The sequence below is a fragment of the Chitinophaga rhizophila genome (genome assembly GCF_019492185.1).
Classification (GTDB): Bacteria; Bacteroidota; Bacteroidia; order Chitinophagales; family Chitinophagaceae; genus Chitinophaga; species Chitinophaga rhizophila.
This window is the reverse complement of sequence record NZ_JAICCF010000001.1, coordinates 1,155,061-1,171,132: the sequence shown is the minus strand read 5'-3', so window position 1 is coordinate 1,171,132 and position 16,072 is coordinate 1,155,061. Positions and strand designations below refer to the sequence as shown.

At 39.5% G+C, this 16,072-nt stretch carries 12 protein-coding genes; 11 read left to right on the top strand and 1 reads right to left on the bottom strand.

What is annotated here, in order from left to right; all coding sequences use genetic code 11:
• Nucleotides 1–1,135 precede the first annotated feature (1,135 nt).
• The 4 genes from K1Y79_RS04310 (at nucleotide 1,136) to K1Y79_RS04295 (ending at nucleotide 5,795) form a co-directional block, all read left to right on the top strand.
• A complete protein-coding gene (locus tag K1Y79_RS04310) occupies nucleotides 1,136–1,603 on the top strand; it encodes a hypothetical protein (protein ID WP_220248767.1) in 468 nt (155 codons plus the stop codon).
• Nucleotides 1,604–1,684: 81 nt separating this feature from the next.
• Nucleotides 1,685–2,716 carry a hypothetical protein gene (locus tag K1Y79_RS04305; RefSeq protein WP_220248766.1) on the top strand — a complete coding sequence of 344 codons (1,032 nt, stop codon included), beginning with the start codon at nucleotides 1,685–1,687 and terminating at the stop codon, nucleotides 2,714–2,716.
• 296 nt (nucleotides 2,717–3,012) lie between these two features.
• Nucleotides 3,013–3,132, top strand: coding sequence for an HNH endonuclease signature motif containing protein (locus K1Y79_RS29490; RefSeq protein WP_394370763.1), 120 nt, complete (start codon nucleotides 3,013–3,015; stop codon nucleotides 3,130–3,132).
• 95 nt (nucleotides 3,133–3,227) lie between these two features.
• Nucleotides 3,228–5,795, top strand: a complete 2,568-nt coding sequence (locus K1Y79_RS04295; protein WP_220248764.1) for an SIR2 family NAD-dependent protein deacylase — start codon at nucleotides 3,228–3,230, stop codon at nucleotides 5,793–5,795.
• A gap of 535 nt (nucleotides 5,796–6,330) precedes the next feature.
• On the opposite strand, the gene K1Y79_RS04290 is transcribed toward K1Y79_RS04295, so the two are convergent.
• Entirely contained in the window at nucleotides 6,331–6,561 is a 231-nt protein-coding gene (locus K1Y79_RS04290; protein ID WP_220248763.1) for a hypothetical protein, read from the bottom strand.
• A 472-nt stretch (nucleotides 6,562–7,033) separates the two neighbouring features.
• Between K1Y79_RS04290 and K1Y79_RS04285 the strand changes: the two genes are divergently transcribed.
• The 7 genes from K1Y79_RS04285 to hsdR all read left to right on the top strand — a co-directional run bounded on the left by K1Y79_RS04285 (nucleotide 7,034) and on the right by hsdR (nucleotide 16,070).
• On the top strand, nucleotides 7,034–7,975 hold the full coding sequence (locus K1Y79_RS04285) for an ATP-binding protein (RefSeq protein WP_236059480.1): 942 nt from the start codon (nucleotides 7,034–7,036) through the stop codon (nucleotides 7,973–7,975).
• 144 nt (nucleotides 7,976–8,119) lie between these two features.
• A complete protein-coding gene (locus K1Y79_RS04280; protein WP_220248762.1) occupies nucleotides 8,120–8,539 on the top strand; it encodes a response regulator in 420 nt (139 codons plus the stop codon).
• A gap of 1,314 nt (nucleotides 8,540–9,853) precedes the next feature.
• On the top strand, nucleotides 9,854–10,111 hold the full coding sequence (locus K1Y79_RS04275; protein ID WP_220248761.1) for a hypothetical protein: 258 nt from the start codon (nucleotides 9,854–9,856) through the stop codon (nucleotides 10,109–10,111).
• The gene (locus K1Y79_RS04270) at nucleotides 10,053–11,165 is read left to right on the top strand and encodes a recombinase family protein (RefSeq protein ID WP_236059478.1); all 1,113 of its coding nucleotides are present in this window, start codon (nucleotides 10,053–10,055) and stop codon (nucleotides 11,163–11,165) included. The genes K1Y79_RS04275 and K1Y79_RS04270 overlap by 59 nt, the downstream gene beginning before the upstream one ends.
• Nucleotides 11,166–12,047: 882 nt before the next feature.
• On the top strand, nucleotides 12,048–12,869 hold the full coding sequence (locus K1Y79_RS04265) for a type IV toxin-antitoxin system AbiEi family antitoxin domain-containing protein (RefSeq protein WP_220248760.1): 822 nt from the start codon (nucleotides 12,048–12,050) through the stop codon (nucleotides 12,867–12,869).
• Nucleotides 12,866–13,669, top strand: coding sequence for a nucleotidyl transferase AbiEii/AbiGii toxin family protein (locus K1Y79_RS04260; RefSeq protein ID WP_220248759.1), 804 nt, complete (start codon nucleotides 12,866–12,868; stop codon nucleotides 13,667–13,669). Before K1Y79_RS04265 ends, K1Y79_RS04260 begins: the two co-directional genes overlap by 4 nt.
• A gap of 7 nt (nucleotides 13,670–13,676) precedes the next feature.
• Nucleotides 13,677–16,070: an EcoAI/FtnUII family type I restriction enzme subunit R gene (gene hsdR, locus K1Y79_RS04255; RefSeq protein ID WP_220248758.1), complete on the top strand. Its 2,394-nt coding sequence runs from the start codon at nucleotides 13,677–13,679 to the stop codon at nucleotides 16,068–16,070.
• Nucleotides 16,071–16,072 lie beyond the last annotated feature (2 nt).

Sequence of the window (16,072 nt, the reverse complement as noted above, 5' to 3'; positions counted from 1 at the left end):
CGAGCGTGGTATCTGAGGTGGGATAATATGTGTAACTATGGTAATGGTATTGTCTGGTTAGTGTATCGAGGGAAGATGATTAGAATTATGGTTGGCTATAGCTCTGCGTTTGTTAGTTACGCCAGAAATGATGGCGCACTGGAAACTGAAAAAATGGTTTCGATGGTAATACATGTCATAGCCTCAAAAATTATTGCAGAAATAGGCACTAATGACAGCACTTTAACAAATCTAACATTGGCAACTTGGGACAATTAGTCGACCTTATAATAGTATCAGTATTGCCATAGACTTGAAGTAATACTTAAGATGTCGTAATGGAGCATAGCATTCCTCTAATCACGCCCTACGCAATGCCGAATTGGTCAGATAACATATAACTAGAAGTTAGTTCAGGATGTGATGGCGGCACAAAGTATTCCTTTTTCTGCCTGAAAAATCTCTCCATTATGTATCAATGGTATATAATAATAAAATTGTTTGTGTTAAAATGACGCAAATAGTTATATTTGCATTTTATTGATGATCGATAGTTATGAAAACTTATGGAAAACAGGAGAAGAAGGCAGGTGATACCACCTTATGATAATTTTGAGTTACTTCTGAATGGATTGCCGGTTACATCTGCCCAGCGGGTACATTTTAAGCGTTGTATTGAGCTGATATCAGAAAAAGGAGCATCTTTTGTTTTCCGGGGGGAAAATCGAAGGCGCATTTACAACCAGTACGGGGTTAGCTTTCATAGACGTGACAATGCTGAATTTGGCCGGCGGATATTTATTATTGGTCAGAAAAGTAGGTACTTTCAGGAGCGATCGGAGTATGACCAGCCTGCTATTAAACTAGCCAGTCATTGTTATAGCCAGTTTGAAATGTTGTTTCGTATGCTACACCATTTAATGGAGAACAGCTTTACGGGACTAAAGCATCTTCTCTGAAAAAGTTTAAGGATCGTGAGCTGGAAGTCTACAGTTTTTTTCTAAACTTAGATAACCTTAATCTCTTCTTGGAAGAGGTAGATAAGTTGACGCCAGAAGAAAAGATGTATGTGCGCGATTATTATTTAGGACTGTTACATAACATAGACCGTAGTAGGTTTTACTCTCGGTCCTTCCTTCTCAGTACCTCTACCAGGTTGAAGGTAGCAGAAGGTTTTGCAGGGATAAGGAACGGAAGAGGATATGAAAACGCAATTATTCTGTCTGGTTGGGTACCTATGGCTTTCGAGGGGATTCTTAGGGCACCAGATTATGCAAGTCTACTGCTGATTAACGCTATTGCGAATAGTAAACTTCCATTATACAAAGAGCTGATTTTCAATAATCAGGCTGAGGTGGCTTTAAAAGGAGGGTTATTACCTCATTATCTACTTGGTTATCATTATTGGGAAGGCAGTCAAGTAGTGATGGAGTTAAATCCTGCACTATTTGCTACAAATGTTCACTGGAGTGGAGATGCATTGCCTGTCGATCAGGGTGATTTTGGTAGTGTGCTGCAGAGTACGTTCTTTGAACGCTGCTTTAGTCTAGATGAGCTATCGAGAACATACGTAGAGGGGCGGTTGCGGTATCATCTGGACTGGGAATCATGTACCCTATGCTAACATGTGGGTAACAACGTAAGAGTAGCGAATGGATGGCCATGTGAAAACAGTACTTAGGTGGAACTGGATTATTGTCAAATAATGAAAAATTACAAGATGGTAGAGAGAAATAAGGAGCAGGTTTGTCTGCTTTGTATGAGCAGGAAGGCAGACGCTAGAGGATCACACTTTGCTCCGGCAGGATTGATCAAGCATACAATAGGTAAGCGAAACTATGAAGAGGCGTACGCTATAGACTTAGCAAACCCCAATATTGATAGCCACTTTGGTCGGAGTAATCTAAAAAACACTGATCCTACACCCACTGCTGATCTACATGTGGCAGATCATATATTTTGCCAACAATGTGAGAACGACTTGGCGAGGATTGAAAGTAAAGTTATCCCGTTTTTAGATAAAAAGATCCTGGTAGCGAGTCCCAAACAGGAATTTAGGCAACACGTTATCAGCCCAGAAGGTATTTTGATGGAAACAGATAGTTTTGACAGGAAGACGTTTCTATTGTTTTTCTATTCAGTAATCTGGCGAATTTCTCTGCAGCAACGCTTGGAAAGCGGCAGTGTACTTGTCTCCATTGGCTTTGACGAAACGATACGGCGGTTCCTGAGCATATGGATTAACAACAGTCCTGAAGAGTTCGCGAAGGCGAATGTTTTCTTCCCTTTTGAGGTTGTTCTATTGACCAGCACCGCGCGGGATATTGAAGGAGCCACATTTATTAATCCAAGCATATACAATTCGAATCCATACGTGTTTTATATGGGGCCGTTTATTGGGCTGATCTACTATGAAGCAGGACCTGGCACCAATAAAATTACGGGAATACCAGCTGTTCTCGTAAGCCGGACGTATGCTAATGATGGTGGACAGAAATCAGTTCGCGTGATTGATATGGCAAAGGAGGCATGGGACGCTGCCAACTATGTGATGGTTGACTATGGGCATAAAGAATACCTGATGAATATGGTGAAGCTGGTAGCTGAAAAGAAAAGAATTTCATTGAGAGACGCCGGGATATTAATGCAGCATAAAACGGAAGAGATGCTCCAATCCGGGCAGGGCTTTGACTGGCCTGCGGCTGCGCAGGCAGCATTTGAGTCCGTCGTAAAATGACGGATCAATTTGAAAAGTAATACTATCACATCGATATCGTTTTCTAGTATCATTTTATTAAGATTATGAGTGCTTTATTCTGCTAATTAGAATAGAATCTGTAGTATTTAATATCGATGAATATGAATTAGTAAGGACGTGTTTTTATAAAGAGGAACTGTATACTGTCCGGTATAGCGATTTTATGATACGGACAGGTCGACAAGCGTTTTCGAAGATATGATGATCATTTAGACTTTAGGCACGCCCAATGATAAAATTGGTTATAAGGACATGGTGCCGAGTGGGTACATTGTATCGTGTCAATGGCTTTCCATGCAGATACATATGGTGATAACTTGGTGGTGGATCATATCGATATGAAAAAAGGGAACAATCTCCCTGAAAATCTACAATTGCTAATTTTTCTGCGATAAATGACATCAATATTGGAATCCATCGGGTTTGTAAGATGATGGCATATTTCAGATGCTACATTTTATACAATAAACTTATAAATCTTATTTATTTCGTGGATCATATAGTACAAATTAGGAAACTTCTGGCTGCGGGAATGATTGTTCCAGTGGCCGGAGCAGGTGTGTCGGCAGCTACAGCTGGTGTACCGGGATGGAAAGAGCTTGTAGATAAGGGGATTCAATACGCAAGGACTGTTTCTGACGATGCGCAGGCATTGGATAAAGCACAGGAACTGTCTGACGCTAATAAATTGACAGACGCAGCTACAATACTTAAGAAAGCACTTAAGGCTCCTAAGCACCCTTACTCAAATTGGCTGAACGATGTGTTTGGACGACCGACTGTAAAAAATCCAGCACTGATACAGAGCATACATAATTTGTGTCAGCCAATTATTGCTACTACAAATTATGATACTTTGTTGAGTTCTGTTGGTATGGGCTACACCGATCGGACCTTGGATTGGAAGCAACATGAGGAAATTCAATCATGTATCAACAAGGGTGAGCCCTTTATTTTGCATATGCATGGCATTTACTCAAGACCGAAAACCCCCATCTTTGGTAGTGACGATTATAAAATGTTGAGGCGGCAGACAGGATATAAAACGGTGCTAACTAATTTGTGGATGAGCAGACATTTTTTGTTCATTGGGTGCAGCCGTGATGGCGTGATGGACGAGGATTTTATAACTGTCTTGAAGTTAATGCAAGCATGGTTTCCCGGCGATCAACGGGAACATTATATTTTGATGCCTAAGAAGAAGATAGGCACTACAGAGCATCGCGAGTTGTTACATAGCTGTAATGTACATCTTGTTTCTTTTGGCGATAGTTATGATGAGCTTCCTAATTTTCTCAATTCTATAAATCCGAACATTGAGGAGATGATGAGGCGTTTTGCTGATCAACGTTCCGCTGTTCATGATAGCGTTGTTTCAATACTTAGTGCTCAGCCTTCCTACATGCTGTCTGCTACAGTAAGTGAATTCATTCGCGAGAGTCTAGGTATAGTATATCCTTGGGTAGCTACTAACCGGGTTAAAGTCTTTGAACAGGCTTTACGAAAGTATAATACCGGACAAGTCAGTAAGCAAAAGCAGTTTGCCAATTATCAAGTCCTAGTGAGGACTGAAATCGGCTTGGAAGAGCTACAGGAGAAGATTGATTTGTGGAATAATAGTGGAGGTGACATGACACGTCTTAATAACGTTGAGTACATTAACACTGCAGTCGTTGCCTATGAGATGTTAAAAAGTTTTCCAAAGGAGATGCTTGAAGATATTAATAAACGACACTATTATTTAATCAATTATAGATACTTTAAGGGGAGTCTTGAAAGCTATTATTGGGAGGCCAAAAGGTGGACGGAGGGAAACCGCGATCCAAGAATCTATGGAGAGGACCGTTATTTCTTTGAAAATCTCAAACGTATTATGCAATCCTTAGTGGATGTGCTTACTATCAGTTGCGAGGAAATTTACGGAGAGAAAACAACGGCTAAACTTGTGCATGAGTTGCCATTACGGCAGTTGCTAGTGGTATATCCTAAATTGTTAACTATCTGTAATGATGCACCTCCCTACAAGGTTCTCGCAGAACTTCCCTGGGATAAAAATCTGGAATTTGTAGATGCTCAACTGGTCCATTTCAGAAGGCAGAAGATCGCGGTGGGATATAATTCCGATCATTGTTTCAAATGGAATCCACTGGAAGACCTTATTTCCACAGATTTTTTTACTGTCGATCCTAACGAATCGATTCTCGGTGTCAACATTCTGGAAGAGGGTACAAATGTGGTTGTAGAGGTTTTTACAAATGAACAAAGAGTTGTCATAGTAAACTTTGATTCTGTGAAGAAGTATAGCCTTGCTAAAGGGCGTTTTCGCAATTATGTTCGCCTGCAACAGCCCTCAAAAATCTATTGTGAAGTTCCGGTATATACTGGGCAAAAGGGGTACTGCATATTTGAAATGAACAATTTAGGAGAATATCAACCAAGGATTAGCCTTGAAGGATTGTGGCAAGTGATTTTCAATATCCCTGAAGCGAAGGCCGATTACGAGGCGTATTTTAGCGGAAATAAGGATAATGAGCTACGACCTGATGTCTTATTCCCGTTTATCCAAGATGTTAACTTGCGTCACCTGAAATGGCTTGGAATAGATATTCTAGGAGTAAGAGTTCGCTATCACTTCGGCCGCAATGCTGATTCGACCGCGCTACTGTTTATAAATCCATTTGACGGAATTGCGGCCCCACTGTCAATCGTTTTATTCCGTGAAAAGAACTGTTTTTGTTACGATATCAGAGACGTCAATGGACATATGAATCTAGTTGTGGGCTTTCTTGATACTGGAGATATTGGAAATCTGATCCAGTATTTTGAAAGAATTGATGTACACAAGGTAATAGTTGCAGGTAATGAACCTGGTTTAATGCAGCAGGATAGGATGAATAGATCTAAGATCAGAGATATGTATGATGTGGTTTTTGTTTCAGATGAACGAGCGATCATTAATGAGGAGGCGCATGTCCTTCATGATGTGAATCTTATTACGCTACATGACACGAAAACCGAATTTGAATACAGGATTCAATCAGTCCGTTATTGCGAATAGTATTTTTTAAAAACCGATAATAGAAATTGTCAGTAAATTCTCTCCGGAATACCAACGCTTAGTTTATGAACAATCTTTGAGACGGGGAACTGCTGTGAAATATGGCAGAGGATGCAGGCGTAACCTACTATATTGGTAAGTATTACTTTTCCATCAATACCGGAGGACTAGGGTTTCTTACTGGCTAAAGCCTTAGCAAGATATTCCAATTGATACCGAATGTGAAATGCAGCTTGAACATGCCGTATCGTTATTCATGAGATTTCTAAGGTGGCGGGCAAATCCTGGCTGGCTTTCGATTTTTTTCTAAAAAATACTTTTGTTGGCTATATCTGTATAAACTGTTTTCTCTTTCATTCAATTGATAAGATTAATAAGTTATAACAGTTACATTTTTGATGGGTAATTTACTTAAGGGATTGTTTATCAGAGAGAAAATGGTTTGATTAAACGCCATAGTATGCACTAAGATATCGATCATCCAAAATTGCACCAGAAACTGCCTGTTACCAATAACTGATCGACCCTAACTTAATTACATCGGTTCATCAGGAAAAAATTCCTTAATAGAACATTTCAAGATCTTCGCAAAACTGTTTAGATGATATATATTGTATTTCTCCGGTCTCTCAAGCCTTTCGGCATTCGCTACTAATGTTTTATAATATCCAGCCCCCACAGATAATTTTTCCTGGCTAACATCTTGTTTTTCTCTTATCTCCTTGACTTTGTCAATTATAAACTGGTCGATGGGAGTCTTACTCATACACTGTCTATTCAAAAGGGTTTAAAAAAATTAGATTTACTAGGATGTATCCTAGTAAATCCCTATCTTCGATTTAGAAAATATCAAAATGAACATATGAAGCACAATCTGCACTTATCCAATTCGGATACGGGATAGTTTTGTACTTTTGCGATCTCAAACTTATTAATTGAAGCTCGCTCTAACATTATCCGGCACAGGGAAAGTCGAAAATTCAACAGTATGCCAGATGATAAGGAGAGTGCTCACGTTATTGGCGTGGGCCTTCTTGTCTGCATACTAGCCCTTCGACTGGCTCCCCGTGCGACAAGTTGTGCCTGCGCCTTTTTTATTTGAAAAAGGCAACACTTCTCTATTCCCATATCTTCCAAAAATAACTAAAATTTTTAGGGGTTAATCATTCTATATGAACGGTAGCTAAGATTTTCATCTTGGCCCTAGATTTTATTACCTAAAGCTGTAAATCTTACAAATGAAGAAACAAATGACTTACTCTGAGGAGAGTGGGACTAGCCAGTCATTGCTTACTAAAAGCGAAGCAGAATATCCTTTACAGGTATTCAGTAAACTTTTCATGAAGTATAGCTTGGAGTCTATTCTTCAGAGTATCAAGGGCGTTTTTACGACATCTTTCAACGTCGATCTTCAAAGGATAATTGAAGCTGGCCATATTCTGGTAAGTTCTTCAACGGCGCCTCGAATAGATAAAGAATGTATCAACTGCACATACGCCAAGCTGTTATTAGTGATAATAGATATGATTGATGCTCAATTAGGTATTGCTGAAGTAGCAATGAACAGGCTGATGGAAGAACACGAATTCCGTTTTTTTGCACTTAGGCCAGAAGTAGCCTGTCAAATAAGCACATTTCGCCTGATTGTAGCCAGGACTAGGCATCTATTACAGAATATTAATCACAAGGTAAAGTTTAGTGGCGGTGATTTCGTCCTAAGTCCCAATATGACCAAGTTCAATCTGGCAATCTTTGTTGACGAGATTACAGCTCCATTTAAATTATACGAAGATGCGACAGGCAGGGTGATTGAAATAAGGAACACAGTTAAATCAAGTCAGAACCTACTAATGGATAAGGTCATGCTGGACATAATTATGTCAAGTCTTATACACGTTGCATATGCCCACAGTAGAAAATCGGCAAGGATATTCATATTAGTCGAAGCGGCAGAGGAACGGCTTTCATTTAGCGTCAAAAGTGAAGGCAAGCAAATGTCTAATTCCGAAGTTGAAAACCTGTTTAAACCTCTTAATGGTTCGATAACATTAGCCAATAACTGGGGAGCGAATTTATATATGGCTAAGAAATGTATTGACGTCTTAGGCGGCGTGATACGAGTACTTAGTGAGAAATACGAAACAGTCGTTCAGGCCAGTTTGCCATGCCTTTTGAGATAATTGCAGCTGTAATGTACGATCTGTGCACCGGATAGATTAAATGTGCCGCTGAAATAGAACTTAATACTTGCTAACATACAAACCATTGTTTAATAATTCCTAGGCGTTATTCCTCAGTAGAGCCAAGGAATAAAAAATCCCTCTATGATTCCTGTACGAGCTAAAAAGAAGCTATCAATTTGTTTGGTTGACAAAGATCGGCTAACTAGGTCTGGCTTGGCACATGTGCTTGACAATATGGACATCTATATACCAATCGTATGTTCCAATTTTCATGAGCTGATAGCTGAATATTTGTGTTATACGTTAAAAGGGCCACCCAATTTCATTATCTCGGAATGGTACAAAGACTTTTCTGATCCTGATTTCCTGATCATTTTTAGTGATAGTCCACTAGCTACAATTCCGATAATTATACTGACGGATACAAGTAGGGCAAAATCTGTTAAACCGCCGCCTGAGATGGTAATCATTGGTACACTCGGGAAACCTGTTAATAGAAAAAATCTCAAAGAAATGTTAACCGATTATATAAAACATAAAAAAGTAGAAGAATATGACTGAAATAAAGCACTATTCCAACAATTTTTTAAATGACCTAATGACTTGCCTAGAGAATGCGCCTGATGAATTCACAAGCGCCATCTGTAAGGGTCTTAGATGGAGTAAAACAAAGTTCAAATCGAATTTAAACACTGAGATACTAGGCAAGGCTGATACAATGTCCTCTAGAGAGGTTGAGCATGTTTTAAGATTATATCAGCATTCTATCGCCTTTCAGTTACTCTTGAAACGATCGCTCCATTGGAAGAAAAGACTGAACACTTCACAAAGGCCTATTCAGAACATACTAAAGTTCTCAGATACATGTGCCAATACCATGATAAAAGACTTGCTCACCACGTTGGAGAATGCACCGGCATTGTTCCGTGAATGTGTTTGTTCAAATTTGAAGTGGCAGCCTGCTAAATTCGACTCATATCGTCTGGCTCCTATAGCTAAGGATTATGATACATATACTGTTTTTAATAAAAAGCGGATTAGCATAATCATTCCAATCTATGAATCCCTTGTTATGTGCCAGATACATGATAGAGCGTTCAAATGGGATAAACATAATCTGACTCAGTAACGCTTCCAAGCAGGTATTACAGTCAGATCTATGTTATGAAAAAATACCGATGCGAATGTTTGTGAATAATCCATCACTGAAAAATCGTAGGGTTTTATTTTGAAGGGAACACCGGTAATGGATTCTTCCTCCGCCGGTTCTTATTACCAACCATAAAAAATATCTATATCCATATGAGAAATTTACCTGAATGGCACGAGAAGCCATTGGAACTAACAGTTGAGGAGATTTCTGAGCCGATGTCGGTTGTTTCAGATTTCCTTCATTCCTATCCGTTGCCGGAATTTAGGGAGTACCTGAGGTCACTTCTATTAATGGCATGTAGCGATCAGGATTGTAACGCGTCATTTAATATCATTCTGTGTGAGGACTTTATTCGATTAGTAGAGGCATGTAGCATAATCCTAAAACGGCGCTATGGGGAAGCGAAAACGTAGAGATAACCGATTTGCGTGTCTAGGTTCTACTATTTTCCGACTCTTTTTAACTTTTTCCGATCTTTTTCAACTAAAAGTCAAATGGATTTCAAATCGCGGTCAAATGGAAGTCGACTATTAGCTGACAAAATGTATCTCGTCCTGAAAGAGATTTACGCTAGTTTAAATGATCCTGAATTTGGTTTACGACTGAATGATGGAAAATAATTTGAGGAAAATCGAACAAGTTTTTTACAATGAATAGCATTCCGGCTAAAAGTCGGAAAGTAGATTTTTGCGTGGCTGTATATTGGCTTCTTATTTAATCATATGAAGTATGAATTCCAACGCCAGTTACCCGCAAAGCCCTCAATTGAGGAAGCCAAACAAATCTTCCAGGCAGATCAATATGCTTATACAGACGAGGAAGTTACAACAATAATAGACTTCATACATCGTCTGGCTGCTACTGATCTAAATATCTATGAACAATCAAATCCACAAATACATCACCTTAAAGACTACAACAATGATCACTCAAAGAAAAGCATTTCTGTATCCAAGGGTAAGTACAGACGAACAGGTTGATGGCTATAGTTTAGCCCATCAGGAAGACGTATTAATACGTTATTGTGAGAAGGAGAACATCCAGGTGGTCGGCATTTATAGGGAAGATCATTCCGCAAAGACTTTTGACCGACCAGAGTTCCAAAAGATGCTATATGCCATCAGTAAGAACAAGGGTATCGTTGATTTAATACTATTCTCTAAATGGGATCGTTTCTCCCGAAATGTTGCTGCTGCCTACGAAATGATTGGTAAGCTGAAAAAGCTATCTGTCGAACCCCAGTCCATTGAACAGCCTTTGGACATGGATATACCAGAAAGCAAGATCATGCTGGCTATCTACCTTACTACGCCAGAAGTGGAAAATGACCGGAGAGCCTTAAATACGCTTCATGGTATGCGGCGGGCCAAGAAAGAGGGAAGATACCTCGGCATTGCCCCGATTGGCTATAAGAACGGGCGGGATGCTCATAACAAGCCTTTCCTTATTCCTAATGAAAAAGCAGAAATAGTCCGCTGGGCATTCGAAGAGCTATCCAGAGGGGTATGGGATATTGATACTCTCCGGCGTATGGCTAATAGGAAAGGTCTAAAAATTGGCCGTAGCCAGTTTTGGAGCCTTGTCCGTAACCCGGTCTATTGTGGGAAGGTTTTCATCGCCGCTTATAAGAACGAACCAGCCCATTCCGTAAAAGGTATCCATGAGCCTATCATCCCCGAAAGTCTATTTGACGATGTTCAGGACATCTTGAAAGGGAAGAAGCGAAACGTCAGGGTTAATACTTTCACAGAAATAGACCAGCAACTCCCTCTAAGAGGTTTCCTAATATGCCCTCGCTGCGGAAGGCTATTAAGCGGAAGTGGATCAAAAGGCAACGGTGGCATTTATTATTACTACCATTGCCAATCCGTAAAGCTATGTAAGGAACGTTTCCGGGCAGATACAGCCAATGAGGCATTTGTAAGGCAATTAGGTCAGATAGCAGTCAACGCGCCTATTATTGACTACTACTGCCAGCTAATCAGTAATTCATTAAAGAAAGATAACCAGGGCAAGGAGCAGGAGCTGAAATAAATACAGGCGGAGATCGATAAGCTATATATAAGAATACAAAACGCCCGTTCTTTACGCCTGGATGATGAATTTACCGCAGAAGAGTTTAAAGAGATTAAGTCAGACCTGACCAAGAAGATAGAGGAACTAGAAAAGAAGAAAACGAAGCTATTATCCACCAGCGACAACTACCAAGAATACCTTTCCCAAGGCGGCGAAATCATGAAGAACATTGCCAATCGCTACATCTCCGCTTCCCCAATCGGCAAAAAACAAATCATTGGTTCGATCTTCGCAGAAAAGCTGATTTTTTCAGATAATAAATTTCGAACCACGGAACCCAACGTCATCCTCGAGTTGATAAGCAGGCCCAGAGCAGGCTCAGACGACTATAAAAAGCAAAAGGTCGGAGATATCTCCGACCTTTCCGCCTTTGTGCCCAGAACTGGAATACTATCTGTCTGGTTATTAATATCTTACAGTCGCGGAATGTCAAATTGGTGACACTGTTTTTTAGGCAGTTGAAAAGTGTGCCTGTTGTTCACACTTTTTTGCCCTTTTTCACCTGTCAAAGTGAAGATAAAATATTTAGGGTGAATTTGCCAAATAAAAGCTTTGTATAAGGGGGCGAATATTACACTTTAAAGTGCATCCTTAACCTTCCAATGTTTACTCTGACAATATAAATAAGAGCCTGTGTTAATGTTAGTGGCATTCCCGACCATTTCACTAGGGTTGATTCGTTTCCTTAAATCATTAAATATCAAGATTACGTTTCGTAGTTGATTAGTCAGGCTTGACCTGACTAATCAACTACGAAAGCACAATGTCTTACACCTATACTCTATAAAATTGTATTATTTTTCATATCATTGCAGTCAGGTTTAACCTGACCAGTTGACTATGAAGCATAAGTACATCTCTACTCAATCAAACGAGCTCTTGTCCTATTTTAATGAAAAGGACCGGTTTTGCTTTGGTTACGGAGAGGCGTTTAAGGCTTTGCCAGAATCCAGTGAAAGTGCGGTAAAGGAATTACTAAGCGATATGACCAAGAGGGGGCTTTTAATGCGCCTAAAAGAGGGAGTTTATTATATAATACCTTATGAACAGGATGCCGAATCATTTATGCCCGACTGGCACCTAATACCGGAATTCATAGTAAAAGATGCCCAACATTATATCGGTTACTATTCAGCGCTGCAAATTCATAATCTTATTACACAACCATCGTTGAAAGAACAAATTGTTGTTTCTAAGCAACTCAGACCTTCTGTAATCACAATTAAAAACATTCCCTTCCAGTTTATATATCACAATCCGGATCACTTTTTCGGCATGAAAAAGATTTGGATCGACAATTTCCATAAAGTACAATGCTCTGATCTTGAAAAGACAATTATTGATTGTCTTTTCAAGCCGGACTATGCAGGGGGAATTGTTGAGATTGCAAGGGCAATCAGCATCTCTGCCAATCGAATTAAATTTGAGAAGTTATTAGAATATGTAACGAAGTTTAAGTCACAGGCAGTGATTAAGCGGCTTGGATTTCTTTTAGAACTATTAAACATTGACAACCCCATCATTGAGAAATTATTAAAAGAAAAAACGGCCTCTTATATATTATTGGATACAGAATTACCTAAATCTGGGAAAATGATAAGCAGATGGAGCATTCATCAAAATCTGGAAACAGAAACAATTAAATCAGCTATCTACACATGATTAAGCCCGGAGAAATTCAGCAAAAAGCAAGAGAAGTCGGAGTCCGAGATCAGCAAATAGAGAAAGATTATGTCCTTTCCTGGATACTAAAGGGTGTATCACAACATGATTTACTTTCAAAAAGCATCGTGTTCAAGGGAGGCACCGTATTAAAGAAAACTTATTTTGCAGATTACCGGTTTTCGGAAGATCTTGATTTTACATTGCTGGACAACAACATTTCCAATGCACAGATATTTGAATGGTTTAAAGAAGCTTTTGAATACATTAGAGATGAAACAAATATTCCCCTTGATATAGTCGACAATAATGAACACGAGGATGGCGGAATAAACTTTTACATCAGCTATATAGGGCCATTGGGCGGGCAAGGCAATAATAAAAGGGTGAAAGTGGACATATCGAGAACTGAGAAACTAGAATTTGAACCCATCTTAAAGCCTGTTTTCATTGATTATAGTGATTTAGAAGATTACGAACTTCTATGCTATCCCTTAGAAGAAGTTTTGATTGAAAAGTTACGTTCTGTAATGCAGCGTATGGCTGCTAGGGATTTTTATGACATCTGGTATTTATTAGTGGAACATGGAATGGATGCGGCATTTTACCTGGAAGAATTTAGTAGAAAATGCGCTAGCAAAGGATTAAACCCCAACGACTTTCACAAGAAACTGGCTGAAAGACTACCCCAGTACAAAGGCAGGTGGAAAAGCTCAATGAGTGAACAGATAAAGGATCTACCCAGTTTTGACAAAGTAGAACGTGAGACCTTTAGACAACTAAAACAAATAAAGCTGTGACAATATCATGAACAGAAAGACTTTATCAGAAAGAGACATCTGCACTAAGTTTATCACCCCTGCCTTGGAAAATGCTGGATGGGATACACATTTACAGGTATTGGAAGAAGTCTCATTTACTGATGGAAGGATTTATGTTAGAGGTAAAATCACAGCAAGGGGAGCTAGAAAGCGAGCCGACTATATTCTATATTATAAGCCTAATATTCCGATTGCCATTATTGAAGCCAAGGATAACAATCATTCAGTAAGAGCAGGCATACAACAAGCCTTAGATTATGCAAAAATACTGGACATTCCTTGTGTTTTCAGCAGCAATGGGGACGGTTTTTTGTTTCATGACCGCACGGCGATAGATGGAAATGTTGAAACAGAAATCGGTTTAGACAACTTCCCCACTCCGGAGCAACTTTGGCAGAAATATAAAAAGTATAAAGGGATTAAAACACCCGAAGCGGAGAAAATCGTTTCGCAAGATTATTATTTTGACGGAACAAGCCGTAAACCAAGATATTACCAACAAATTGCTGTAAACAGGACTATTGAGGCAATTGCTAATGGGCAAAATAGAATTTTGCTCGTCATGGCTACTGGCACTGGCAAGACCTATACCGCTTTTCAAATCATTCACAGGCTTTGGAAAAGTGGAGCCAAAAAGCGTATCCTGTTTTTGGCCGACCGAAACGCCTTAATTGACCAAACACGCAGAGGCGATTTTAAGCATTTCAAGGATAAGATGACAGTGGTCAAACACAGGCAGATTGACAAGAGTTTTGAAATTTACTTAGCCCTTTATCAGGGACTTTCAGGAACGAACGAAGCTGCCAATGCTTACAAACAGTTTTCAAGGGATTTTTTTGACTTGATTGTAGTCGATGAGTGCCATAGAGGAAGTGCCAAAGACGACAGCAATTGGAGGGAAATTTTGACTTACTTTCAAAATGCAACGCACATAGGTTTAACTGCTACGCCTAAAGAAACAACAGAAACAAGCAATACTGAATACTTTGGTGACCCTGTTTACACTTATTCTTTGCGTCAGGGGATTAATGATGGTTTTTTAGCTCCCTATCGCGTTATTAGGGTTGCCTTGAATATTGATACTGAGGGGTGGCGACCGGAACAAGGAAAAACAGACAAGGACGGAAACGAGATTGAAGATCGCATTTACAATAGAAAGGACTTTGATAAAAATTTAGTGATAGAAGAAAGAACGGATTTAGTTGCTAGAAAGCTAACCGAGTTTTTAAATGGATATGACCGTTTTGCCAAGACCATCGTGTTTTGTGTAGATATTGACCATGCAGAAAGAATGAGAACTGCGTTAGCCAGGCACAACTCTGATCTGGTTGCCGGGAATTATAAGTACATCATGCAAATTACTGGCGATAATGATGCAGGGAAAAGGGAACTGGATAATTTCATCAATCCAGAAGAAAGGTATCCTGTTATTGCAACCACTTCCGAGCTAATGACGACGGGAGTGGATGCCCAGACTTGTAAGGTCATCGTATTGGATTCCAACATCACCTCAATGACGAAGTTCAAGCAAATCATTGGGAGAGGCACACGCATCAATGAAGAATACGGCAAATTGTATTTCACGATTTTAGATTTCAGAAACGCCACTGATCTTTTTGCCGACCCTCAATTTGATGGAGATCCAATCCGGATAAAACCTGTTGCTCCAGATACTGACTTAGATAGCATTATTGACGAAGAGGAGGACAACAAAGATCCCATCATAGACATAGAAACAGGTGAAGAGATTGAAATGGTGCTTCCTGAGTTTCGCTATCCAGAAGTTGATTTTCCACCAATGACAGTAAATGAACCTAGGCAAAAATTTTATGTGAATGGTGTGGATGTTTCTGTACTGATTAGTCGTGAATTGTATTTTGATCAGCATGGTAAACCCATTACAACAAGTCTAAAAGACCACACTAAAGAAATCATTAAAGGGCAGTTTGCTTCGATAGATGATTTTCTCAATAAATGGCAACGTTCAGACCGCAAAGAAGCCATCATTGCAGAGTTAGTGGAACAGGGCGTAATGGTGGAAGCACTTTACGAAGCTGTTGACAAGCAAGTGGATTTGTTTGATTTAATCTGCCACGTTGCTTATGACCACCCGCCTTTGACTAGAAAAGAACGGGCCAACAGCGTAAAAAAGAGGAACTACTTTACTAAGTATGGCGATCAGGTAAGAAAAGTACTGGAAGCATTACTCGATAAGTATGCAGACCAGGGTATTGAAAACATTGAGGATATTCAGATTCTGACCGTTCCGCCCATCAGTGAATATGGTTCTGTTACCGAGATAATAAAAGCATTTGGAAGCCGCGAGGAATATGAAAATGCCATTAAAGAATTAGAAAACGAATTGTATAAAATAGCATAATA